The organism is Paenibacillus sacheonensis (assembly GCF_009909195.1).
Classification (GTDB): domain Bacteria; phylum Bacillota; class Bacilli; order Paenibacillales; family Paenibacillaceae; genus Paenibacillus_Z; species Paenibacillus_Z sacheonensis.
The window spans coordinates 35,955-59,937 of the sequence record NZ_JAAAMU010000022.1 but is presented as its reverse complement, the minus strand read 5'-3'; the positions used below and the strand labels follow the sequence as shown (position 1 = coordinate 59,937).

The following is a 23,983-nucleotide window of genomic DNA, read 5'->3' as shown; positions in this document are numbered from 1 at the left end:
AAGAGGTGATTCCGATGGTGACCATGGACTTACGCGGTAAAAATGCGCTTGTGACCGGTTCCAGCAGAGGTCTTGGCAAACAATACGCGATTGATTTAGCTCGCGCGGGCGCGAATGTCATTATTCACGATATTAATGAAGAGGCCGCGGCTCGCTTTGACGAGGCGGCTTCTGGCAGCGCGGTGGCGGCCGAGATTGCGGCGCAATACGGGGTTAAGAGCCGTTTCCTCGCGGCGGATATGTCCGATCCGGAGCAGGTGAAGGCGTTGATCGATCAATCGATCGAGACACTCGGATCACTCGATATTTTAATCAATAACGCCGGCGGCGACATCGGCCTGAACACGCCGCGCCCGGACCCGAACGACGCGCTCGATATCTCCGTGGACGACATCCGCTCGGTCGTGGAACGCAATCTGCTCTCCACGATGTATGCATGTAAGTTCGCGGGTCTGCATATGCGCGAGCGCCGTTCAGGCAAAATCGTCAATGTCGGTTCGGTCGCCGGACATGTCCCGGTACGGGAAGGCATTATTTACGCCGCGGCGAAGATGGGCATTTCCCAATACACCCGCAGCTTGGCGGAGCAGCTTCGCCCGTTCGACGTCAACGTCAATTGCATTTCGCCAACGGCGACCTATACGGCTCGATTCCTCGCTACCCGCACGGTTTCCGGCCAAGAGAATCTCTCGCGCTTGCAGCAGATCGCACAGCCGGAGGAAATGTCCGATATCATTCTGTTTTTATGCGGTCCGCAGTCGGATGCCTTATCCGGCGAGACCATTGTTTGCTGGAGATAATGAGACGCAAGAGGTGGTATAAGCGATGAGTGACGCATTAACGTATATCATGGGGCAGGAAGATCCGGAAAGTTACAACCTGCAAACCCATGCGGCGGGTCCGGAGGGCTCGCTTCCTCTGACGAGCGACATGCTGATTCAGTGGCCGAGCGGCGATTTGTTCGGTTTAAGCCAGAATGTCGGAATGGGGTGGAAGCCGGACCGGTTGAACGGCAAGCAGGTGCTCATCCTTAGCACGCAAGGCGGACTGAGGGCCGAAGACGGCACGCCGATCGCGCTCGGGTATCATACGGGACACTGGGAAGTTGGCCTGTTGACGAAGGAAGCAGCGCTGGAAATAACGAAGCTCGGCGGCGTTCCTTTCGCAGGCTACATCAGCGATCCCTGCGACGGCCGCTCGCAAGGGACGGTCGGCATGTTCGATTCGCTTCCGTACCGGAACGACGCCGCCATGGTGTATCGGCGCCTTGTTCGTTCCTTGCCGACGCGCAGCGGGGTAATCGGCATCGCCACGTGCGACAAGGGACTTCCCGCCACGATGATTGCGTTGGCGGGAATCCAAGATTTACCGGGCATTATCGTTCCCGGCGGCGTGACGCTGCCGCCGACGAACGGGGAGGATGCAGCCAAGATTCAGACGATCGGAGCCCGTTACGCGCAAGGCCAAATTTCGCTGCAGGAAGCGGCGGATATGGGCTGCCGCACGTGTGCGACGCCAGGCGGCGGCTGCCAGTTCCTTGGGACGGCGGCAACCGCTCAGGTCGTTGCCGAAGCGCTGGGCATGTCGCTGCCTCATTCCGCGTTGGCCCCCTCTGGACAGGAGCTATGGAAAAATATAGCCAGACAATCCGCAAGATCGATATATTGGATGCAGTCCAAAGGTATTCGAATGAGCGATATATTGACGGATGCGGCGATCCAGAATGCAATGGTCGTGCATGCGGCATTCGGCGGCTCGACAAACCTGCTGCTGCATATTCCGGCAGTTGCCCATGCGGCGAAATGCCATGTGCCCGATGTGGCGGATTGGAATCGCATCAATAAAGCCGTTCCTCGCCTCGTCAGCGTGCTGCCGAATGGACCGGAATATCATCCTACGGTACGCGTGTTCATGGCCGGCGGCGTACCCGAGGTCATGCTGCACTTACGAAAGCTGGGGCTGCTTGACGAATCGGTAAAGACCGTCGCGGGTGAAAACCTCGGCGTCCTGCTCGATTGGTGGGAGTCGTCGGAGCGTCGCCATCACATTCGGCGGCATCTCAAGGAAACTGACGGAATCAACCCCGATGACGTTATCATGAGTCCTGCCAAGGCGAAGAGCCGCGGGCTTTCATCGACGGTGACATTCCCGGTAGGCAATATTGCTCCGGAAGGCTCTGTCATCAAATCAACGGCGATTGACCCTGAAGTTGTCGGCGAAGACGGCGTGTACCGTCATACCGGACGCGCGAAGGTGTTCACGACGGAGAAATCGGCGGTCAAAGCGATCAAAGACGGACATATCGTTGAAGGGGACATCATGGTACTCATCGGCAGAGGACCGTCCGGTACCGGCATGGAAGAGACGTACCAACTGACTTCTTCGCTAAAGTACCTGCCATTTGGCAAATATGTTACTTTACTCACCGATGCGCGGTTTTCCGGCGTGTCTACGGGAGCGTGCATCGGGCATATCGGTCCGGAAGCGCTTGCGGGAGGGCCAATCGGCAAGCTTCGTGACGGCGATCTGATCGAAGTGAAGATCGATCTCCATCGACTTGAAGGGAGTCTCAACTTTATCGGACAAGACGAGGAACGATTCAATCCAGAGGAAGGAGCCATCATTCTTGCCATGCGTGATTCTCATCCGGAACTGAAGCCGGATCCTCGACTACCCGACGACACCCGGCTCTGGGCGGCACTGCAAGCGGCAAGCGGCGGCACGTGGCGTGGCAGCGTGTATGATGTCGACCGTATTATTGAAGTGTTGAATGCCGGGCATAAGTATCTGCAGCAGGTCGAGACCGGCGAAGTAAAGGACGGCGGTTGAATAAGTAATATTGGAGGTTTCGGAATCCGATAGAAGCGGGCATCGTTTTTTGTGAGAAAATGCGATCAACTTCTTGTCCTCTATCGATAGTTGTCGGGTGATAAGAACATTATTTCATTAGGAGCCGCGAAACTCGCGGCTTTTTTATGTATGAAGTCAAGTTCTTATCAAAACCAAGTGACAAGAACTTGTTCCTGCTCCCACTTCCGAAATTGACAAGGAACTTGCTCTCATTCCCGACATAAGACAAGGAATTGAATATTGAAGGCAGGTCATGAGGCTCTAAAAAAATGTTGAGTTCGCACAGCATGCTAGTATGTTTCCTAACCAGCATGCAATTTATTGAATTTTGCATAGTGAACAGACAATATGGGCATTTTACCCATGAAGAAAGGGGTGTCTTCTTTTGCCAACGTGGATTGAAATCATGCTACGCACGCTATCTGCCGTATCCATACTGTTCATTATGACGAAGATACTCGGCAAACGGCAAGTTTCGCAGCTGTCCCTGTTTGAATACATTACGGGTGCTTCTCTCGGTAATATCTCGGCATACATCGCGCTGGATAGCGATCAAAAATGGTATCTGGGTGTACTTGCGTTATCTACATGGGTTTTTGTAGCGGTACTCATAGAGTACGCAACGCTTTGGAGCAGATGGGTTCGAGGCATCGTAGATGGTAAAGGCACAGTGTTGGTTGAGAAGGGGACTTTAATCAAGAAAAATATGAAGAAGGTTCGCGTAACGCTCGACGAGTTCATGATGCAAATGCGCAGCAACAGTATTCAACAGCTCGCCGATGTGGAGTATGCAGTAATGGAAGCCAACGGCGAAATCACGTTTCTGCTTACGAAAGAACAGCAGCCGCTCACTGCTAAAACGCTTGGCTTAACGGTACAGCCTGAACGTGAGCCGCAAAGCGTAGTCATGGACGGTTTCGTTATCGAAGACACGCTTCGCCGTTCGGGATTCAATCGGATATGGCTCAGCAAACAGTTATCCGAAAATGGCGTGGATCTCGATGAGATCTATCTTGCACAAGTGGATGACACAGGCAAAATCACGATACAAACCGGTGACCGTGCGATACCATAAATGTGCTTGGCCAAGAAGAGGACCACAAGCATGTACTGCGGAACGTTCAGGGCAAGATTACCTACAAAGAAGCCAGGTTCGCTGTGCATCTCAAACGGCTCATCAAAACCCGCAACTGACTCGGAGCGGCATGCTCCGGTCGCGGGTGTTTGAAGAATTCATCTTATAGTCTTTATACCGGGCGTCCTTGCGGCGCTCTTTTTCGTGTATACTAGGATGTCATCCGACAAAAATTGTCGGGTGACAATAACATGATCTCAGTGAAGGCCGCGAAAATCGCGGCCTTTTTGTATTATGGGATCGCCCCGTTGGCAGCGAGTGGAAGTTCGCGGACGTGGATAATTAGGTAAGGAAGGTTCCGCGTCTCGCATGCCATCCTAGCCATTGGGGTACCTCGGACTCAAGCAGCGTTGGGTCCGGGGTACCCTTTTCTGATTTAAGGTAAATTATGTTAAATAATTCTAAGCATATCCGCTGCAGGGGACGATACAGGAAGAAAGGAGGTTGAAACGGATGAAGAACTGGGCAATGACGTACACAAGAATCGTGTTGGCGATCCTAATGGCAATGACCGCCTTGGCGGCATTTATTCCATTTGATCATGCTCGAGGTGAAGGAACGTTGCTCAAAACGGGCAATTATGTCTATAGCGTCTCTCCGGATGGAGGCAATTCGCCGGATCTGCTATCGACCGGTCTGATGGCGGCGGCGAAAGGCGTATTGTACGACGGCACAGCCGCCTATGCAGTTTGGATGGGGAAAGCGAAATCGCCGATGACGGTGCATGTGGTGATCGACTTGCTCAGGGACTATCCCCTTGATCAATTGCGTGTGGTGATGAATTCACCGAACAAATACTGGGGCTTCAAAGATATGACCGTCAAATACCGCCCGGAAGCGGCGACGGGTTATTACGTCGCAACCAGGCATATCAGACAAGGCACGGAGCTGAACTATGCGGTCAACGTTGCGATGGCGGGGGTAACGGCCAGGTTCATCGTGCTGGACATCACGCGTACGCAAGCCTTTCAGCATATCCCTCTGACGGAAGTTGAAATCACGCAAGGCAGCGGCACGCCGGGGCAAAATCCGAAGCCCTCGTTCACCGCGGAGCAGCTAAAGGCCGAGCTGAACAAGGACGCCTTGCTGGCGGACCGTTACGGCCAATGGATGAACGATGATTGGCCGGGGAAAATCACCTCCGACGCGCAGCTGCGTCAGAACTATACGGACGAAGCCGCGGCCTTGGCGGACGTCGCATATGACCCGGCCATCTACGATCCCTACGGCGGCATCAAGCGGATTGGGAAATACGAGAGTACCGGCTATTTCAGGCTGCAGCAGGTCAACGGCAAATGGTGGTTCATTACGCCGGACGGGTATCCTTTTTTATTGAAGGGGGTGGATGCCGCAAGTTTATGGGAAGCCGGCTACAAGACGCCGACGCAGAAGCCGGACGGCACGCCGAGGCATATTTTCGAGCAGCTGCCCGACCGGACGCTCTACGCGCCGGCTTATACCAAGGACGAGAACGGCGAGTACGTCAACTTCATCGTCTCGAATGTAATGAAGAAGTACGGCAGCGATTACGAGGCAAAATGGGGGGATATCACGCGAAAACGCCTGATTCAGTGGGGGTTCAACGGCTTCAGCAAGTGGACCAAGCCGAAGGGCATCGCTTTTCCGTACGTTCAGGTGCTGCAGGACCCTGCTAACTTGCGAAGAATCCTATGGTCGTACGACGTGTTCGATCCTCAGACCGCGCCGACCATCGAGAGTGCGCTAAAGGCGCAGCTGCAAAACGCGCGCACCAGCAAGTGGCTAATCGGCTACACCTACGATAACGAAGCCGGCTGGACAACCGATATCGTGAAAGAGCTGCTGATGTACGGGGCGGATTCTCCGGCGAAGAGCGCCTTCGTCGATTATTATGCCTCGCGGCACGGCAGTCTCGATAACGTCAATATGCTGCTCGGCATGAACGCCGTATCGTTCAACGCGCTCAAGGACACTCCGATCGCCATCACCCAGGTATCCGCTGCGGACGTATCCGGCTTTATCACCTTGGCATCCGAGACGTATTACGCGATGATCCGCGACATTCTGAAGCGGAATGACCCGAATCATTTGTTTCTCGGCTCCACGATCGTCCCGACTTGGCGAACGAGCTTGGATTGGGATCGGGGGGCGATGCCGTATGTCGATGCCTTCTCGGTGGACAGTTATACGAGGGATGGCAGCTGGATGGACGAATACGAGGCTTTCGGGAAGCCGCTGCTCAATCTCGAGCATTCCTTCGGCTCGTCCGACCGCGGATTGTCATATATCAGCGCCCCTACGAAGACGACCAGTACCGTTGAGCGGGGAGCGGCCTACCGGGCATTCGCGGAAAGCCAGGCACGGAATCCGCTGTTCGTCGGCTCAGGCTGGTATGCCTATTTCGATCAGGCCGTCACCGGACGCGTGGACGGAGAAAGCTACAATATCGGACTCGTCAATCAGCAGGATCAGCCATACACGGATATGGTCAGCATCATGAAGATGGCTCACGCGGGATTGGAAAACATCCATCTGTACGGCATTAACCTCGCCGCCGGTACTTCAGTCGCCGCCAGCTCGACCCATGCTGCAACGCTTGCGCCCGCTAACGCGGTCGACGGCGACGGGGCGACGCGCTGGGGCTCGAACTATACCGACAACGAATGGATCTATGCCGATCTCGGCGCGGTCAAGACGGTGAACCGGGTATATCTGAGCTGGGAGGCAGCCTATGCGAAAGCCTACAAGATTCAAGTCTCGAATGATGCCAAGACCTGGACGGATGTATTCGCGACCGCTTCCGGGGACGGGGGGATCGACGATATCTCGTTCTCAGCCAAGAGCGCAAGATATGTACGGATGCTGGGTCTGAAGCGGGGTTCGGCTTACGGGTACTCGTTATGGAGGCTTGAGGTATTTGCTCCGACTTCAGGTTAGTGGAGCTGAAGTGAGCGCAAATAAGAACGCCATTTTTCCAACGAAGCAGGAGCTGCGTACCGTCATTATGTTGAGCAAATAAATCCTAAAAACAGAGCAGGCCTTGGATGAGAAACAAAGTCCAAGACCTGCTGCTGTTTTATTGATCAATTAAATATCCGGCAGGAAATTGATCTCATTCCCGAAAAGCCCGGAAAGCGCATTAATGAAAGGCAGCAAGCCAGAAAATGACCAACTGAACTTCAATTAACTAACGGAGAACTAGAGTTCGATGATCCAAGAGCAGTTTGCCGCCGCGGCAGCTGCTCTTTATGTCGTTGAACGGGCAATTTTATACACTTTACAAACTTTGTCTAGTCGTATAATATATGCACATAGACATTAAACGTCATTTGTCTAAATATCAAATAAGGAGTCTAACTATGATGATCACGCACAAATAAAAAGTCCCCGTATAGTTTGACGATGGAATGAACTGGACTTTGCGGCTATCGTTCTGAAACGGATAGCAGCCGCACGGTAAGCCATTTATTATATTAACCTTCAAAAGGAGAACTTTATGATGACAACCATGCAAACACCGATCGGCTCCGGTTTTGAAGCTTCTGTAACAGCCGAAGACGTTATTCAGGGGATTGATCTTTCCGGCAAAAATGCGATCGTTACCGGAGGTTATTCCGGGCTCGGTCTTGAAACCGTACGCGTGCTACGTTCGGCTGGCGCCAAAGTTACCGTACCAACGCGTGACTACAATAAAGCGGTGAAGGCTCTTGCAAACATCGACGGCGTTGACATTGAAGTGATGGACCTGATGGACTCTGCTTCGATTAATGCCTTTGCGGACAAGTTTCTTGCCACCGGGCAAGCACTGCATATCCTGGTGAACAGCGCAGGCATCATGGCATCTCCGCTGTCCCGCGATTCGAGGGGATATGAATCGCATTTCGCGACGAACCACTTGGGCCATTTCCAGCTTGTTGCAAAGCTATGGCCAGCGCTGCGCAAGGCTAATGGCGCAAGGGTGGTGTCGGTTTCGTCTTGGGGGCATCACTTTTCGCCTGTCGTATTCGAGGATCCCAACTTCGATCGACGAGAATACGATCGTTGGGCAGCTTACGGCCAGTCCAAGACGGCCAACATTCTCTTCGCTGTCGCACTGGATAAACGCGGTCAGGCCGACGGCGTTCGGGCTTTCTCCCTTCATCCGGGCAGCATTGTCGGCACAGGTCTCGAAAAACATCTTTCGGAGGAGGAACTTCGAGCGGCCGGTGTCATTGACGAGCACGGACGGCCTGTTCTCGACCCCGCGAAAAATCTCAAAACGATAGGACAAGGGGCTGCCACCAGCATATGGTGCGCGACGAGTCCGCAGCTTAACGATATGGGCGGCGTCTACTGTGAGAACTGTGATATCGCTCCTCTGGGGCATGACGCTGAATCGGACTTCTATTTGGACAACGAATCGACCTTAACGGATTCCGGCGTGATGCCATATGCGGTTGATTCTGAGTCGGCCGATCGGCTCTGGAGCCTTAGCGAACAGCTGACAAATTTAAAATTCACAATATAAAAGACAAGCGTCCATGCAGAAAGACAGCATACAGAAAGGAGAAATGACAGATGGAACAAACAAATAAGGCCGTAACCGGGGCAGTTGTCGCTTTCGCCAAGGATCTCGAATGGTTCGACACGATGCCAGGCGAACAAATGACCATTCGCATTCACAGCAATCAAGTCGGCGGAGCGATAACCGTCATTGAAGCGCGTGTACCGGCTTTGATTGGGCCACCGAAGCATATTCATCAAGAAAGGGAAGAGATCTTCGAGATTCTTGAAGGAACTTTCCGTTTCCAATTGGGTGACGAGGAATTTGAAGCTCCCCCTGGAACGAGCGTAGTAGTTCCTCGCGGAGTACCTCATACATGGGCAAACGTCGGGTCCAATAGGGGGCGAATCCTTTTCACCTTCGTACCAGGCGGTATAGACGATTTCTTTCCTGAAATCGGCCGTCATTCAATGGAGGAAATCGGGCGTCTTGCCGAGCAGAATGATACGTTAATTATTGGACCCCCAATGTTCAGTACTCCCGTTAACATTTAGAACCCGAAAGCTGCACTTCATATCATTACATGAACCGGGACAGTCCAGGACTTCTGGCTGCCCCGTTTAGCTTGCTGATTTTATTTCTGTTAAACTGGAACAAAGAATACATCAATCCATACGTAAGCGAGGCCGGACCATGACAAGAATTCCAGAAAAGATTAAGGAAAACATGATGTACACGATGGAACAAATGAGCATTTTCTGTCCCCGCATTATCCTGAAACGGACGTCACGGGTGTTTCGGTATGAATCGGATATCGTTCATTCCATGTACAATCGGGTCATAGCCTATCAAGGGGGATTGACTGAAGACACATTAATCGACATCGCAAGAATTGCGAACAGTTACCGTACGAACAACGTCCCTTTTACTTGGCTGACCTGGTCTCATGACGCAGACGTCGCGGATTTGACGTTCGGCTTAGCGGCGAACGGGCTTAAAAAGGTCGGCGACATGTCTGGCATGTCGCTTTCCCTTACCGATTGGAGGCATGATGCTCCAGATATTCCCGGCTTTGTCATCAAACCTATCCAAAATCGATCGGAGATGGATTGGTTCCAGGATATCGTGCCGCCCGTGTTTGATTTAATCGGAGAAGCCGGCAACATCTTCGTGCGGATCTGCGAAGCGGCCGCTTTCGGAGAGAACGCCGTATTCCGGCATTATATCGGCTTCCTGGACGGTCAGCCTGTATCAGCGGTGACTGCGGTCCAACAAGGGGATACAATAGGCATTTATAACGTGGCTGTACGCGAAGCTTACCGGCGCAAAGGCTTCGGAAGCGCAATGACTGCTCATGCCGTGCGCCAAGGACAAGCAGCTGGCGGAAGGCTTGCGGTGCTGCAAGCGAGCAAAATGGGTGAAAGCGTGTATCGGGACCTCGGTTTTAGCGCTGATATGGCGATTGAACTCTTCCAGGGGTAAAGTTATGTGATCGTTGACTTTGTTGCAGATAAGACGCCGATTAAACGATTGGCTTTCCCGACACTGCGCGGCGAGCGGCCAAATAGCGAGAAAATCAATTATTTGGTGTGGAGTTTCTTTCAATTATTTATTATTACACATGGAGGCCCCAATGAACGGATTTCTAATGCGGTCATACCTTAGGGCTTCAGTTATTTGACAGCTTAAAGCCGGAGACGCAGACGATCCGTTCAAGAAACCTCTATTCGCATCTGGGTAGTGGTCGGGGGGCTTGGATGTTTGAATAGAAAAAATTACCTCATTCGAAATCTTGAATTCGTATCAGTTGAGTAGTAAAGTGATTTTATCGCATGATAGAAGGGAGGGTCTGAATGAGCGACAACCACACGCTGGGATCCTTGATCTGGCTCCGCCTAGTCCGTTTCACGAACCGCAGCCACCAGATGACGAACGATTTTCTGAAACGATTCGGATTAACGACCGCGCAGTTCGATGTCCTCGTACAGGTGAGAACCTTTCAGCCGCTGAACCAGCTGGAGCTGGCCGGCAAGCTCACGGTGACGGAGGGTGGCATATCTCGAATGCTGGCCAGATTGGAGAAGGACGGTTATATCGAACGCAAGCAAGGTTGGAAGACCAAAACGATCCGTTTAACAACCAGGGCGGAGGCTGTTATGGCGCAAGCTTTCCCCGCGCAGCTGGCGTTCCAAACCTCGTTCTTCGACGAAACGTTGACGGAAGAAGAACAGCGAACGTTGTACGAGCTCGTCACGCGGCTGCAAAAGCATAGTACGAATAAAAGCGTGCCTCAGGAGTAAATTTTTTTTACCCCATAACTTGACTAGTCAACTGACAACGCGAAGTCATTTAAATAGGAGCGCATCACGATCGGACGACAGCCCGCAACTTATCATCTAGAAACGCAACATCGGGATCGTCGCCCGACAAATCGTGACGGCAGTGCGCCAATATACTGCTGAATAAGGAGACGGTCTCCATAAAACCGTAAGATTTACGATGCCGACAAAGAGCTTGTCAACCCTGCTGTCTTGAGCCGGCTAAGTCGGCCGGTCACAGAAACAATGGACACGCATAGCTCTTTCCAGGCGTAACCGTTAAAAGAAATGAGGGTATCACATGGCAATGCAAGAGAAGCAATCGATCGTAACCGCTAAAAAAGAGAAACCGGCATTCGAATTCGGATTGTACACGTTCGGCGATACCGTTCCTAACCGGCATGGCGTCCAAGTGAACCATAAGCAGCGATTGAAGGAAATCATTGATGCCGCAATCTTGGCCGATCAAGCAGGGCTAGACATCTTTGGGATCGGGGAGCATCACACCTTGGACTTCGCCGTATCGTCGAATGCCGTCGTGCTCGCGGCGATCGCCCGGGCCACGGAACGCATCCGTTTGACCAGCGCCACGACAGTGCTCAGCACCGTCGATCCCGTTCGATTGTTCGAAGATTTTGTCACGCTCGATTTGCTGTCCGAAGGACGGGCCGAAATTATCGCGGGGAGAGGCGCATTCGTGGATTCCTTTCCTCTGTTCGGCTACAAATTAGAAGATTACGGCCAGTTGTTCTCGGAGAAGCTGAACTTGCTAATGAAGCTTCGCGAGAGCGAACGGATCACTTGGAGCGGCCAATTTCGCAGTATGATCCACGACTCGGAGATAGCCCCGCGTCCCCATCAGCGAGAGCTCCCTCTATGGGTCGGAGTCGGCGGGACGCCGCAAAGCGCCGTTTATGCAGGACGGCTCGGCTTGGGAATGGCTCTCGCGATTCTGGGAGGTTCTCCCGAACGGGCCAAGCCGCTTGTCGACTTGTACCGCCAATCCGGCATCGAGGCCGGACACGATGCTTCGAAGCTGCAGGTTGCCGTCACCAGTCATGGTTATGTGGCGGAGACTTCGCAGCAGGCCAAGGATGAATTTTACCCGCATTACGAAAGCTACATGGGTCACTTCCTCGGGAAGCGATCCGGAGGCGCGGCGCCTATCTCCCGTTCCGATTTCGAGGGAATGGTCGGTCCCGCAATGGCCATCCCCGTAGGCAGTCCTCAGGAAGTCGCCGAAAAGATCCTGCGGCAGTACGAGCTGTTCGGCCACAGCCGCCATATTCTGCAATTGGACATCGGGAACATGCCTTATGCCAAGGTGGCGAAAGCCATCGAGCTGCTGGCTGGTCAAGTGGCTCCTATCGTCCGGCGAGAGGTTGCGAAACAGAAACAGAGGGTTTAAACATACGGCCTGCGCAGCAGAAAATAATTAGACTGTGTCGCGAATAAATAGAGGACGATGCAGGATGTTCACCCGCACCGTCCCTTTTTAACGATCTTTACAGAATAAGCGGTTCGACATAAGTGTTGAAAAGCCGATCTTTTATTTCCTCGGATGTGTAATGCCGTTGTTCTTTTAGGAACAAATACACTTCCGGCGCCATCGTAGACATAATGGCATCCGCGCTAAAGACAGGATCTATCCGCGAGGATGCATTCGATTCCTTGTATTCCCTTAGCAATCTTACAAGGATGGCATGAATGGATTCATAATGCTCCTTGTAGACAGAAGCCCGCGATTCCTCTTCGGCATTGTAATTATTTTGCATGGCAGCCAGGAGCGGGGAATGGGTTTCCAGCGACTCCAAATGATAAGACAGCACGGTTTTCAACCGTTCTTTAAGTGAAGCAGAAGAATGCTCTAGAAGATAACGCTCCATAATATCCTTATTTTGAATACAGCTTTCGCCGATCAAGTCCCAGCACAGTTCGCCTTTGTTCGTATAGCTGCGGTACAAGGTTCCTTGTCCAACGCCAGCTTCTCTTGCGATCTGACGCATGCTGACGTTTTCGACCCCATATTGACCGAACAGTTGGGCAGCCTTTTCCAGAATAATTTGCCTGCGTTCCTGCGCATCCTTGCGCAGCGTGCGTTCCAGCATATCGATTTCCCTCCGTTAAAGAAATGCTATTGACGACCGGACCACGTTCCGGTTATATTAAGTGGCATCCGGATCATGGTCCGGTTATGCGAAAAGTTAGTCCGATTGCTTGACTTCATGTTACCCCTTTAGCAAAATCGGGTCAATAAAGCGGAGGTAAGCGGGAACGATAGCAAGTAAATCACTTGAGGAGGAAGAAATCATGTCGAATCAACAAGAGAACAAAAAAATCGGGGTAGGCGTCGTCGGTGCAAGTTCTGCAAATCCAGGTTGGGCCGTATTTGCCCACTTGCCAGCCATTCAAAATTTGCCGGACTACGAATTGAGAGCCGTAAGCACCAGCAGACGCGATTCAGCCGATGCGGCGGCCAAGGAATTCGGCGTAGCCGGTTATGACAACTATAACGACATGATTCATGATCCAAACGTGGATCTTATCGTTATCGCCACGAACGTGGATACTCATTATGATATCGCCCTCGCCGCGATCGAAGCCGGCAAAATGGTTTTCAGCGAATGGCCGTTAGGCGTAACGACGGATGAAGCGCAGGAGTTAGCAGCTCGAGCGAAGGCAAAAGGCGTTCGTACCATGGTCGGTATGCAAGCGAGATTTTCTCCGGCGATTCAATATGCCCGCGACCTGATCAGGGAAGGTTACATCGGCGAGGTCATGTCCACGACGATGAACGGTACATCTCTGATCTGGGGTCCGGTTACGCCTAAGAAATTCGCTTATACGTACGATGTAACCAAAGGCGCGACTTTATTGAGCTCGCCGACGCTGCACGCGATAGACGGTTTGAACTACGTGCTCGGCGATTTCGAGAACGTTGCCGCGAAGTTCGCCATTCGTTTCCCCGAAGCAAAGGTGCTGGAAGACGAGTCGACCGTGAAAGTAACGGCGCCGACCCACTTGGCGATTACGGGCACGCTTACCGGCGGAGCGCTTGCCACCGTCGTATATCGCGGCGAAACATCGAGAGACGTCGACTTGCGTTGGGAAATCAACGGAAGCAAGGGACAACTGGTCATTATCGCCGAAAATAACGGCAATATTCAGAATACGGCCCTTAAACTATTCGGGGGAGCCGGCGAACAAACGTCGTTGTCCGAAATGGAAGTGCCAGACCGGTACACCGATATCGTCAAAGATATTCCGGAAAGCCCGGCTAAATTCGGTAACGTCGGTTACGTATACGCGAGCTTCGCGAAGGATCTGCGCGAGGGCACGAACATAACGCCTGATTTCGCGCATGCCGTTAAACGCCATCGGCTGGCGGATACGATTGTCAAAGCTAACGAAACCGGCATCGCCCAAAAAGTGGATAACGCGGATCCGCAATAATCGGTATCCTTGTTTTATCTGAACGTTCCGCTGGGAATCTTATTTATGTCCGGTTTCCTTCACAGCTCATTACCAATCCCGTTCAAGCTGCCTCACAACTGCATTCTATCTGCATTGCAAGAGCGTGGGCAGTCATTTTACTACAAAAGGGAGAGAACAAGCACGTATGAAACAAGTGATGATGAAAGCCGCGATATTGGAGCAATTTAAAGCCCCGCTCAGATTCCAGGAAACGCTCCGTCCTGTTCCGGAAAATAATGAGGTGCTCGTTAAGATCAAAGCGAGCGGAGTAAATCCGCTCGATTTAAAAACGCGGGACGGCTCAGCCCCCCATACAAGGACGGTGCCTCCCGCGATTTTGGGACTGGACATGGCCGGGATAGTAGAAGAGGTAGGATCCGAGGTCACCGGATTCAAACCCGGCGATGCGGTGTTCGGTTTGACTGGCGGCATAGGGGGAATCCAGGGCTCGTTATCGGAATATGCAGCAGTAGACCCGGATTTGCTCGCAATAATGCCGAAGAGCATGTCCATGCGAGAAGCCGCGGCATTGCCGTTGATCGCAATTACGGCATGGGAAGCACTGATCGATCAAGCCAACGTTCTTCCAGGTCATGACGTGCTCATTCACGGCGGTGCAGGCGGAGTTGGCCATATCGGCATCCAACTCGCGAAGGCGCGGGGGGCGAACGTATTCTCGACAGGGTCTAAGGCGAGTCGAAACGTCATCAAGAAACTGGGCGCGACGCCTATAGATTACGCGGACTCTTCGGTTGAAGACTATGTACAGTCTTATACGAACGGGGATGGCTTCGACGTTGTGCTGGATAATGTCGGCGGCTCGACGTTGGATGCGTCTTTCCAAGCCGTGAAACGATATACAGGGCACGTAGTAAGTATTCTGGGCTGGGGGACACATAGCTTAGCGCCTTTATCTTTTCGGGCAGGAACCTATTCGGGGGTGTTTACGCTGATGCCTCTGCTGACGGGAAAAGGACGTTCGCATCATGGTGAAATTCTTCGTGAAATCGCGGCTCTGTATGAGCAAGGAGCATTAAAACCGATATTGAACGAACAGATATTTCGGTTCGATCAAATTGAAGAAGCTCATCGGGCCATGGGCAACAAGACAATCGGCAAAATCGTCGTGAGTATCGATAACGAATAAAAAACGTGCCGCCTGCAGCGAGAATGCCGGCGACGGTTTAGGTGGTCACTTGGCGTAAGAGAATGGGCTTGCTTCGTAATGGCCGATTCCGGAAGAGGAGCATGAGCATGGGAAACGTTCCTCCACATAAACAATGCCCTCCGCACTTCGTATTGGGAAGCGAAAGGGCTCAAGCCTTCTTATATTCTGAGCTTTGTTAGTCTTAATAAACCGCCGTATGTATCGTTCTTGCCTCGATGATTATGCAGCTATTTCAGATAACCATACGATTGCGTTGTGAACACCTTCGAATTCGTAGTGCAGCAATTTCGCTGTATCTTTCTTAATCGCTTCTCTGTTCAACTCGCGGTCGGCAGCCGAATTCTTTGAATTGACGGTAGCCGTGTAAAGAATGCCGGCATTCAACAGCCTGGGGAGCCACTCGTCGGACAACCATTTCATGTCCGAATCCAAGACCAAGATGTGGCTGTTATCGAATAAAGCCTTCTTTGCCTTCTTAATGACGGCCAATTCGATCAATTTATCCAAAGGTTCGCGGAGCTCGGTCCCTTTTGCAAAGGAATGCCACCGAATGACAACCGATTCAATGACGTCATCCCAAAAAATGTGCGCTTTTTTATAAACGTATTCCATATGAATCTCTCCTTCAATTTTCACATCCCTTATCTGATAGGTACACTATAATACGAAAATGGCTCATATGCGTAATTCATATATTTTAGATTTGCGATAGATACGATCTATGGCCTAAGGTTTCATTTGGAGGAAAAGTCACGCTCTTGCGCCTTCTTCTCGAAATGGATATGTGGACATATCATGAAGCGAAATACAGAGTATGGAAATACCCGATAAGGAAAAAAATCACAATTTACCTGCGAAGGAGTTAAGGATGACTGCGAATCCATACGACGAAGCTTGCGCGGTTGACCCGGCGCTGGACGTGCTTTTCGGAAAATGGAAAACGTCCATTCTCTATGTATTGTTTCATGGCACCAAGCGGTTCAGCGAGCTGCAAAGAAACATCCCGGGCATTACGAAAAAAATGCTGATCTCGCATTTGCGGGATCTGGAGAATCAAGATATCATTCAGCGCGTCGTGTATCCCAGCGTTCCGCCTCGAGTGGACTATTCGCTTACCGAAGCCGGACAGAGTCTGGAGCCGATTCTCGAACTGATGCATCAATGGGGGAAAAAGCACGAGGAGCACTTGAAGCGCAAACGAAGCAGCGAAGCCGCCACGCTTTCCTGACGGCGCACCTTTTTTTTTTCATATAGGCTGTCTCGGCGCCCGCGCATCGAGGCAGCTTTCTTTATGCTCCGGCCATGGTTACATAAAAGTGACTTAGTCCATAAAAATGTAACGTCTTCCCGCCGAACGGATTCGAACGTATAATTCATGCAGGCACTCCTTACAGTGTCCAAACAAAGGACTTATTACTGGCGGAAGTGCTGGATCGGCCTGTCCGGAAAGGCCGCATGCCGCAAGCTCCGCCGGATACCAACACCCTTCGGAGGCAGATGAAATGGCAAACGTATTATTCGTAAAATCCAACGATCGCCCGTCTGACGTAGCGATCAGCAACCAAATGTATCATCGGTTTCTAACCAGCTATCAAGAAGCGAACCCGAACGATACGATCACGGAATTGAACTTGTTCGAGAAGAACCTTCCTTATTTCGGAAATGACGTATTAACGGGGCTTTATAAAGAGTCAAAAGGAATCGATGCGACGGACGGCGAGAAAATCGCGGCGGATACCGCCAATACCTATATGAGTCAGTTCCTCAACTCGGATAAAATCGTGTTCGCGTTCCCGCTATGGAATTTCACGGTTCCGGCTCCGTTGATCAACTATGTTTCTTATCTCTCGCAGGCTGGGAAAACATTCAAGTACACATCGGAAGGCCCGGTAGGCTTGGTCGGCGATAAAAAAGTCGTTCTGCTCAGCGCTCGCGGCGGCGATTATTCGTCGGAAGCGATGCAGGCGCTCGAAATGGCTCAAAATTACATGAAAGCGATCCTTCGATTCTGGGGAATCCATCAGCCGGAGGTCGTCGTTATCGAAGGTCACGCGCAATATGCGGATCGCGCGAAGGACATTATCGAGAAGGGCTTGAAGGAAACGGCCGAGGTTGCCGCAGCGTTCTAACAGGAACTCAATCCCGCGAATGCGATTCGCATCGCTAAACGAAATGCAGCCCTTATCTAAACGGATAAGGGCTGCATTTTCACTTAAGGAGCTTGAAGTAATAACGTAGGGCCGTCTAGCGGAATAGCAAATTCCACAAAAGGTAATATTCCCATATGCATAGCGAGAATAGCCAAAATACGGCCGTAAACGGTGAATAGCCGATCTGGAATAATCGAACCGGGCTTGCATAGCCAGCTTCCCTCCCCGTACAGATTTGGATTGCGCTTTTTTTGGTATTCAACCTGCGCTTTTAAGCGAGCATTCTCTTCTTCAATGGAACTGAATTGCTTCTTGCTCCGTCTCCCGCGATAATCCTCAAAACTTTAACCACTCTGATATTTTCTCGCCCAATTGATATTTTGCGTTTCGCCTTTGATTGCTTTTTATGAATTTTCCCCGGAATGGATAGGGGTTTTACCCCTTCAGAGCGGCGAAGCTTGTTCATCCTGTTTTACTGAAAATGGAAAACAAAGAAGGGGGAAATCCAGCTATTGGCGAATTTAAGGGGTCAATCCTTAGCAATGAGGCGGTGAGGGGATTTATTTTGCCGCCATCACCATTGCTATCACAGAAGGGAGGTAAAGTTTCAGAGCTGTAAACGGATAATCAAATTTGCAGGAAAGGATAAATCCTCATGCGGTTTCGGCATCTGCATTCGATCGTTAATCAGCTGTTTTTGTTTTGTTTTATCGGCATGACGCTTCCAGTACTTGTGATGGGCTTCCTGTCCTATAACAAATCTTCGGCTATCGTGGAGGAACAAGTCAGCAAGGTCGCGTCCCTTACCATCACGCAGGTCAGCGACAAACTGAATCTGTTCTTCAAGAAGCTTGACGACTCTTCCATGATGGTGCTGAACAGCAAGCTCATTCAGGCGGTATTGGAGCAAAAGTCGGAGACCACTCCTTACGAACTCAATGAGATGGTGAAGAACAGCAAAGAGCTGCTCACATCCATTATGATCAATTCCACGGAAATTCTCGACATCTACATCTTCGATGTAAAGCGCAACAACTCCGTGTTCAGCGGGGATTCTCTGATGTCCGTCCCCGATCAATGGGATTCGGACTGGTATGAAGCCATTCTGAAGGCGAACGGCAATACGGTATGGTTCGGAATTTCGCAAACCTCGTACCTGAAGAAAACGGAAACGGGCTTTCCCGTATTCGGGTTGGGCCGCGCCATCCGCAGCTGGGAGACGGGGGAAATCATCGGCGTGATGTTCTATGAAATCATGGCCGATCTGCTCATTGACGAGCTTGATCGCGTGCAGTTCGGAGATACCGGCTATATCTATGTGACCAATGACGAGAACCGATATTTCTATCACCCCGACCCGGCGGAATACGGACAAGCCTCAAGGATCGAGCTGCCGGAGAAGATGCGGCAGAGCGATAGCGATAAGAAGAAAACGCTGGTTATTCCCGAGAAACTGGATAACGGCTGGCATGTAGTCGGTGTCGTTCCGCTGAAGGAGCTGACCGCAGACTCCGCTAGCATCCGCAATTTTACGCTCTGGATCGCTTTGGGCTCCATCGTGCTTGCGGTCGGCATGGGGGTATTCGGAATTCGCAAAATCGGCAATCCGCTCGTCAACCTCAGCCGGCTGATGAAGAAGGGCGAAGCCGGGGATTTGACGGTCCGAAGCGGTCACATCGGACGAAACGAAATCGGTCAGCTGGGGCGCAGCTTCAACAAAATGATCGGGCAGATCGCGCTCTTGATCGAGCGTATCTCGAAAGAGGAATCGGAGAAGAAGAAGGCTGAAATCCGCGCGCTGCGCTACCAGATCAATCCCCATTTCTTATACAATACGCTGAACTCCATTCGCTGGATGGCCAAGCTCAACCGCACGAATGATGTGGATAGTGCCGTTACGACGCTTGTTCAGCTGCTGGAAGGGAGCCTGGAACGGGGAGGCGTATTCGGCACCATCGGCGGCGAGCTTGAGCTCCTGGAGAAATATATGATTATCCAGGAATACCGCTACGAGAACAAGATTGAGCTGTATACCGACTGTCCGGAAGAGCTGCTCGACGTTCCGATCCCCCGCATGCTGCTGCAGCCGATCGTGGAGAACGCCATCTTCCACGGAATTGCTCCCAAGGAAGAGAAGGGGACGATCGCCATCCAGGTGCAGCAGCTGGGAGAGGATCTGCTTATCCGGATCAAGGATGACGGAGTCGGCATGGACAAAGAGCTGATCGGCCGGCTGCTGATCAGCAGCAAGGAGCGTATGACGAAAGGGATGACGAGCATCGGGCTGCGGCATGTGGATCAAACGATCAAGCTGTATTACGGTAATGCCTACGGGGTGAAAGTGGCCAGCGCAGAAGGGGAAGGCACTTCGGTGCTGATTACGTTCTCGCGGAGAAAGGAGGACCACTATGTGCAGAGTGCTGCTCGTTGACGATGAATTCATGGCCAGGGCCGGACTTCGCGCAACGTTCGATTGGGAGGGAAACGGCTACCGGCTGGTGGGCGAAGCCGCAAACGGCATGCGTGCGATGAAGTGGCTCGAGAACGGGGAGGTCGATATTCTGATTACGGATATCGCCATGCCGGTGATGGACGGACTGGAGCTGACGCGCCGGGCGCGGGAGCTGTGTCCCTGGGTCAAGGTTCTGCTGCTCAGCTGCCATAGCGATTTCGATTATGTGCGGGAAGGGATCAGGCTGGGCGCGTCCGATTATATCCTGAAACCGACGTTGAACGCCGATTCGCTCAAGACGATTCTGGACCAGATGCGGGTGAAGCTCCGGGAGGAGCAGGCGAACCGGGAGCTGCTCGAGAAGTATCGGGACAAACAGGTTGCCGAGCAGCAGGAAGAGCTGGAGAAGCTGTTCATTCAGGCCGTTCGCGGCAATGAGGAGGCCAGCGCTTCGCTGATCGCGAATCTAACGGATATTCCGCATCGTTACGGCATGGCCGTTCTTCGGGTTCATGGCATCAAGGCGCATTCTCTGGAGTCTGAAGTCCGGCTGGGACGGGCGATCGAATCCATGAAGACCTTTTTATACGAAAGACTGGAAGCTCCCGCCGCCGCCGCAATCCACCCGGATCTGCTGCTAGCGGTTATTCCTGAACGGGTATTGTCGGCGGGGCGGGCGGAGGAGGTTGTCGGTCAAGCCGTTCGGAACGGGGAGCTGGCCGATGATGCGTATGCGGCAGGGATCAGCCGGCTGCATGGGGATTTGCGGGAACTTCAGGCTGCTTTTGCAGAAGCGCAGCAGGCGCTCGAGGATACATTCTTTTACGGTCCGGGAAGCATCGTGATGGCGGAGGAAAGGCCTCAGCCAGCATCCCAGTCTCTTCCCGATCATGGCGATATGCTGCATCTGCTCAAGGAAGCGCTGGTTGCGGAGAATCATTCCGAAGCCTTGCTCCAACTGAAGCGGATCACCGGTTATTGGAGCCGCCGATTCAAGACGAAGCAGCAGGTCATCGTTGAAGCCGAGCAGATGCTCAGCCTGCTCACGTTAAGCAAGCATTACAATACGGCGATGGTGCATCATATCCGCAAGCTTAGCAAGCTTGATTTTGCGGCAGATATTGCGAAGCATGTGGAGGCGTGCTTTAGCAGCATGCCGGTACCGGACGACTCCGGAATTCCGGACACCACGCTTCACGGGCGAATCGTGATGCAGGCGGTGCAGTTCATCACGGAGCGTTTTACCGAGGCGATTTCCCTTCAGCAGGTGGCGGATGAAGTCAATGTCAGCCGGAATTATTTCAGCGAAATGTTCAAGAAGGTGACGGGGAAGAACTTTATCGATTATCTGATTGCGCTGCGGGTCAACAGGGCCAAGGAGCTGCTGGCGGAGTCGACGCTGAGGGTCTATGAGGTCGCGGAACAGTCGGGTTTCAACGACGTCAAGCACTTCAGCAAGCAATTCAAGAAAATTGTCGGCCTCTCGCCGGGTGAATATCACGGACAGCCCCATAAACCGGGAGGAGAAGCAAACAGCGGAAAACAAGACACACTATCGGAACAAAAGCCGTTTTCTTGAAAAATCTCGCATTTTATAATAAAAGCGCTTCCATTAGTAGAGGTGGCGGCATGGGTGGACAATTTAAAGGAGGAATTCGAATGAAAAAGCAAAAATGGTCGCTGCTGGCTCTTGTTCTTACGCTATCGATTCTGCTGCAGGCTTGTTCGTCAGGCAATAATGAAGGCCAGACCGAAGGGGGAGATACATCGCCGCCCAAAGGGGAGAAAGTGAAAATTACCTGGGCGACATGGGGGAATCCTGGCGAATTGACAAGATTTCAGGAATTTACCAAGGATTTTAACGCCAAGCATCCCGATATCGAAGCCGAGCTCATTCCGATTCCCGGCGAATACGATCAAAAAATCCTCACACAGCTCACGGGCGGCAAAGCGCCGGATATCTTTTATGCGGGCGATGCCTTCATCGTGAAGCTGATTGAGAATGGCAGCATTGAAGAGCTAACGCCCTTGATGGAAGTGTCGGGCAGCACGCTGAAGAAGGAGGATTACTATGAAGGACTGTGGGGCGCAGCGCAGCGCGACAGCAAAATTTATGGCATCATGGTGGACTGTAATCCCATGGTTCTCTGGTACAACAAGAAGGTGCTGAAGGATGCGGGGGTCACGGATATGCCTGCAGACCTTCAGGAGAAGGGCGAATGGACGTGGGACGCATTCAAGCTGATGACGGAGAAAATCCGCACAACCGGCAAATACGGCTATGTGCTGGATAATTCCTGGAACAGCACCCACAGCTGGGTAACCGCAAACGGCGGTAAAGTATATGACGAGTCCGGAGCCTATGTCGGCAACTCCGATCCCAAAGCAAAGGAAGCCTTCCAGTTCCTCTATGACAATGTGAAGGCCAAAAACATTACTTTCTCGGGTACGCTTCCCAAAGGTCAAGGCGGCGATGCCATGTTCATGTCCAATCAGGTCGGATTCGTCGGCGCCGGACGCTGGTACCTCCCGCTGTTCAAGAAAAATGCCACTCTCGAATATGACGTGGTAACCTGGCCGACCAATACAGGCAACAAAATAGAGCCAGCCGGTATCCCCACTGCTTATATGGTATTGAATAAAGCTTCCAAGCAAAAAGAAGCCTCCTACAAGTTCCTGACGGAGTTCGTCAGTAAAGAAGGCCAGATCTATCGCCTGCAGGGCGGCGGCAACGCTGTTCCGTCCGTCAAAGGAGCGGACGATGTGGTGTTGGAAGGCAATCTGCCGGAGCATGCGAAGCTGTTTCTCGATGCCCGGGAAGTCGGCTATGCGCTGACGCCTGCCGAAGCCGGCATTCCCGGACTCAGCGCGGACATTAACTCTCGCTTTGAAGCGCTATGGCTCAAAAATGAGGATCTGAATACGGCCATGCAGGAAATTCAGGATCTTGCCAACAAAAAAATCGACGAGTACAAGAAGAAATAAGGCCAGCAAAAGAAAGTTGGGATGACGATGGATGTGAATACCAGGCAAACACGGGCAGCAGGCGCCATCAGCCCGGAAATCGGCCCGCGACGGCAGCCCTTGAACAATAAGACAGCGGACCGCTTCTGGGGATACTTCTTCATTTTCCCGCAATTCGTCGGGCTGCTCTGTTTCTCGCTGCTTCCGCTCGTGATGGCATTTGCGCTGAGTTTGATGAATTGGGACGGCTTCGGAAAGCGGTCATTTGCCGGATTGGATAACTTTATCTCCCAATTCAAGGATGAGGAATTCCGGACCGCCATTGTCAATACGCTTTATTACACCCTGCTGACGGTGCCGACCGGCATTCTGCTGGCTATGCTCGTCGCGATCGGACTCAACCGGGTAAGAGGGAAGGTGATTTACCGGCTGATCTATTTCATGCCGAACATCACGATGTCGGTTGCGGTAGCCGTCGTATTCATGTGGTTGTTCAACGCGGATTTCGGACTCATCAACCTGTATTTGAAGGAATGGTTCGGGATCAAAGGGCCGATGTGGCTGACGGATACGCGTTTTGTCATGCCGTCCATCGCCATGCTCAGCATCTGGATGGGGCTTGGCGGCAATATGGTGCTGTTTCTTGCGGGTCTGCAGGGCATATCGGCAAGCTATTACGAAGCTTCCCAGATTGACGGAGCAAGCAAGTGGCAGCAGCTGCGCCATATTACCATTCCTTTGATTTCGCCGACTACCTTTTTTGTCACCATCATGTCGATCATCGGTTCCTTTCAGGTATTCGACCAGTCCTTCGTCATGACCTCGGGAGGACCGGCCAAGGCAAGCTATACCATTGTGTACCATATTTACGAGACCGCGTTTGTAGATTTTACATTTGGCAAAAGTACGGCGGCGGCGGTAATCCTGTTTCTGATCATTTTGTCGCTGACACTGGTGCAAATGGGCATATCCAAACGCTGGGTGCATTACGAGGACTAATAGATTCGGTA

Annotated in this window: 19 protein-coding genes; 17 read left to right on the top strand and 2 right to left on the bottom strand. The window is 52.1% G+C overall.

Going from position 1 to position 23,983, the window contains the following annotated elements; all coding sequences use genetic code 11:
* The first annotated feature begins 14 nt into the window (after positions 1 to 14).
* The 9 genes from GT003_RS27555 (at position 15) to GT003_RS27515 (ending at position 12,173) form a co-directional block, all read left to right on the top strand.
* On the top strand, positions 15 to 800 hold the full coding sequence (locus GT003_RS27555) for an SDR family NAD(P)-dependent oxidoreductase (protein WP_161704067.1): 786 nt from the start codon (positions 15 to 17) through the stop codon (positions 798 to 800).
* A 25-nt stretch (positions 801 to 825) separates the two neighbouring features.
* Complete coding sequence (locus GT003_RS27550) at positions 826 to 2,829, top strand: YjhG/YagF family D-xylonate dehydratase (protein ID WP_161704065.1); 2,004 nt, start codon at positions 826 to 828, stop codon at positions 2,827 to 2,829.
* A 406-nt stretch (positions 2,830 to 3,235) separates the two neighbouring features.
* Entirely contained in the window at positions 3,236 to 3,925 is a 690-nt protein-coding gene (locus GT003_RS27545; RefSeq protein ID WP_161704063.1) for a DUF421 domain-containing protein, read from the top strand.
* 513 nt (positions 3,926 to 4,438) lie between these two features.
* Positions 4,439 to 6,901, top strand: a complete 2,463-nt coding sequence (locus GT003_RS32310; RefSeq protein WP_161704061.1) for a discoidin domain-containing protein — start codon at positions 4,439 to 4,441, stop codon at positions 6,899 to 6,901.
* 562 nt (positions 6,902 to 7,463) lie between these two features.
* Positions 7,464 to 8,471 (top strand): oxidoreductase, encoded by a 1,008-nt coding sequence (locus GT003_RS27535; protein ID WP_161704059.1) that lies wholly within the window; start codon positions 7,464 to 7,466, stop codon positions 8,469 to 8,471.
* A 50-nt stretch (positions 8,472 to 8,521) separates the two neighbouring features.
* Positions 8,522 to 9,001 (top strand): cupin domain-containing protein, encoded by a 480-nt coding sequence (locus tag GT003_RS27530; protein ID WP_161704057.1) that lies wholly within the window; start codon positions 8,522 to 8,524, stop codon positions 8,999 to 9,001.
* A gap of 139 nt (positions 9,002 to 9,140) precedes the next feature.
* Complete coding sequence (locus GT003_RS27525) at positions 9,141 to 9,929, top strand: GNAT family N-acetyltransferase (RefSeq protein WP_161704055.1); 789 nt, start codon at positions 9,141 to 9,143, stop codon at positions 9,927 to 9,929.
* Positions 9,930 to 10,300: 371 nt separating this feature from the next.
* Positions 10,301 to 10,747, top strand: coding sequence for a MarR family winged helix-turn-helix transcriptional regulator (locus tag GT003_RS27520; protein ID WP_161704053.1), 447 nt, complete (start codon positions 10,301 to 10,303; stop codon positions 10,745 to 10,747).
* A 319-nt stretch (positions 10,748 to 11,066) separates the two neighbouring features.
* Positions 11,067 to 12,173, top strand: coding sequence for an LLM class flavin-dependent oxidoreductase (locus GT003_RS27515; protein ID WP_420831488.1), 1,107 nt, complete (start codon positions 11,067 to 11,069; stop codon positions 12,171 to 12,173).
* A gap of 97 nt (positions 12,174 to 12,270) precedes the next feature.
* On the opposite strand, the gene GT003_RS27510 is transcribed toward GT003_RS27515, so the two are convergent.
* The gene (locus GT003_RS27510) at positions 12,271 to 12,873 is read right to left on the bottom strand and encodes a TetR/AcrR family transcriptional regulator (protein ID WP_161704051.1); all 603 of its coding nucleotides are present in this window, start codon (positions 12,871 to 12,873) and stop codon (positions 12,271 to 12,273) included.
* A 202-nt stretch (positions 12,874 to 13,075) separates the two neighbouring features.
* Here GT003_RS27510 and GT003_RS27505 point away from each other — a divergent pair, with 202 nt between their 5' ends.
* Both GT003_RS27505 and GT003_RS27500 read left to right on the top strand, forming a co-directional pair.
* On the top strand, positions 13,076 to 14,218 hold the full coding sequence (locus GT003_RS27505; protein ID WP_161704049.1) for a Gfo/Idh/MocA family protein: 1,143 nt from the start codon (positions 13,076 to 13,078) through the stop codon (positions 14,216 to 14,218).
* 166 nt (positions 14,219 to 14,384) lie between these two features.
* Positions 14,385 to 15,386 carry a zinc-dependent alcohol dehydrogenase family protein gene (locus tag GT003_RS27500; RefSeq protein ID WP_204798990.1) on the top strand — a complete coding sequence of 334 codons (1,002 nt, stop codon included), beginning with the start codon at positions 14,385 to 14,387 and terminating at the stop codon, positions 15,384 to 15,386.
* Between the two features lie 240 nt (positions 15,387 to 15,626).
* On the opposite strand, the gene GT003_RS27495 is transcribed toward GT003_RS27500, so the two are convergent.
* Positions 15,627 to 16,019: a hypothetical protein gene (locus tag GT003_RS27495; protein ID WP_161704047.1), complete on the bottom strand. Its 393-nt coding sequence runs from the start codon at positions 16,017 to 16,019 to the stop codon at positions 15,627 to 15,629.
* A 256-nt stretch (positions 16,020 to 16,275) separates the two neighbouring features.
* Between GT003_RS27495 and GT003_RS27490 the strand changes: the two genes are divergently transcribed.
* The 6 genes from GT003_RS27490 to GT003_RS27465 all read left to right on the top strand — a co-directional run bounded on the left by GT003_RS27490 (position 16,276) and on the right by GT003_RS27465 (position 23,972).
* A complete protein-coding gene (locus GT003_RS27490; RefSeq protein ID WP_161704045.1) occupies positions 16,276 to 16,635 on the top strand; it encodes a winged helix-turn-helix transcriptional regulator in 360 nt (119 codons plus the stop codon).
* 274 nt (positions 16,636 to 16,909) lie between these two features.
* Complete coding sequence (locus GT003_RS27485; RefSeq protein WP_161704043.1) at positions 16,910 to 17,536, top strand: FMN-dependent NADH-azoreductase; 627 nt, start codon at positions 16,910 to 16,912, stop codon at positions 17,534 to 17,536.
* A 676-nt stretch (positions 17,537 to 18,212) separates the two neighbouring features.
* Positions 18,213 to 19,988, top strand: coding sequence for a sensor histidine kinase (locus GT003_RS27480; protein WP_161704041.1), 1,776 nt, complete (start codon positions 18,213 to 18,215; stop codon positions 19,986 to 19,988).
* On the top strand, positions 19,966 to 21,588 hold the full coding sequence (locus GT003_RS27475; protein ID WP_161704038.1) for a response regulator transcription factor: 1,623 nt from the start codon (positions 19,966 to 19,968) through the stop codon (positions 21,586 to 21,588). Before GT003_RS27480 ends, GT003_RS27475 begins: the two co-directional genes overlap by 23 nt.
* A gap of 80 nt (positions 21,589 to 21,668) precedes the next feature.
* Positions 21,669 to 22,994 carry an ABC transporter substrate-binding protein gene (locus GT003_RS27470; RefSeq protein ID WP_239566146.1) on the top strand — a complete coding sequence of 442 codons (1,326 nt, stop codon included), beginning with the start codon at positions 21,669 to 21,671 and terminating at the stop codon, positions 22,992 to 22,994.
* A 99-nt stretch (positions 22,995 to 23,093) separates the two neighbouring features.
* Complete coding sequence (locus GT003_RS27465) at positions 23,094 to 23,972, top strand: carbohydrate ABC transporter permease (protein ID WP_249043588.1); 879 nt, start codon at positions 23,094 to 23,096, stop codon at positions 23,970 to 23,972.
* Positions 23,973 to 23,983 lie beyond the last annotated feature (11 nt).

Coding starts and splice junctions, on each gene's coding strand:
- GT003_RS27500 (WP_204798990.1), top strand. CDS start 14,385: ATGAAACAAGTGATGATGAAAGCCGCGATATTGGAGCAATTTAAAGCC.
- GT003_RS27555 (WP_161704067.1), top strand. CDS start 15: ATGGTGACCATGGACTTACGCGGTAAAAATGCGCTTGTGACCGGTTCC.
- GT003_RS32310 (WP_161704061.1), top strand. CDS start 4,439: ATGAAGAACTGGGCAATGACGTACACAAGAATCGTGTTGGCGATCCTA.
- GT003_RS27505 (WP_161704049.1), top strand. CDS start 13,076: ATGTCGAATCAACAAGAGAACAAAAAAATCGGGGTAGGCGTCGTCGGT.
- GT003_RS27515 (WP_420831488.1), top strand. CDS start 11,067: ATGGCAATGCAAGAGAAGCAATCGATCGTAACCGCTAAAAAAGAGAAA.
- GT003_RS27520 (WP_161704053.1), top strand. CDS start 10,301: ATGAGCGACAACCACACGCTGGGATCCTTGATCTGGCTCCGCCTAGTC.
- GT003_RS27550 (WP_161704065.1), top strand. CDS start 826: ATGAGTGACGCATTAACGTATATCATGGGGCAGGAAGATCCGGAAAGT.
- GT003_RS27535 (WP_161704059.1), top strand. CDS start 7,464: ATGACAACCATGCAAACACCGATCGGCTCCGGTTTTGAAGCTTCTGTA.
- GT003_RS27485 (WP_161704043.1), top strand. CDS start 16,910: ATGGCAAACGTATTATTCGTAAAATCCAACGATCGCCCGTCTGACGTA.
- GT003_RS27490 (WP_161704045.1), top strand. CDS start 16,276: ATGACTGCGAATCCATACGACGAAGCTTGCGCGGTTGACCCGGCGCTG.
- GT003_RS27495 (WP_161704047.1), bottom strand. CDS start 16,019: ATGGAATACGTTTATAAAAAAGCGCACATTTTTTGGGATGACGTCATT.
- GT003_RS27480 (WP_161704041.1), top strand. CDS start 18,213: ATGCGGTTTCGGCATCTGCATTCGATCGTTAATCAGCTGTTTTTGTTT.
- GT003_RS27475 (WP_161704038.1), top strand. CDS start 19,966: ATGTGCAGAGTGCTGCTCGTTGACGATGAATTCATGGCCAGGGCCGGA.
- GT003_RS27510 (WP_161704051.1), bottom strand. CDS start 12,873: ATGCTGGAACGCACGCTGCGCAAGGATGCGCAGGAACGCAGGCAAATT.
- GT003_RS27525 (WP_161704055.1), top strand. CDS start 9,141: ATGACAAGAATTCCAGAAAAGATTAAGGAAAACATGATGTACACGATG.
- GT003_RS27470 (WP_239566146.1), top strand. CDS start 21,669: ATGAAAAAGCAAAAATGGTCGCTGCTGGCTCTTGTTCTTACGCTATCG.
- GT003_RS27530 (WP_161704057.1), top strand. CDS start 8,522: ATGGAACAAACAAATAAGGCCGTAACCGGGGCAGTTGTCGCTTTCGCC.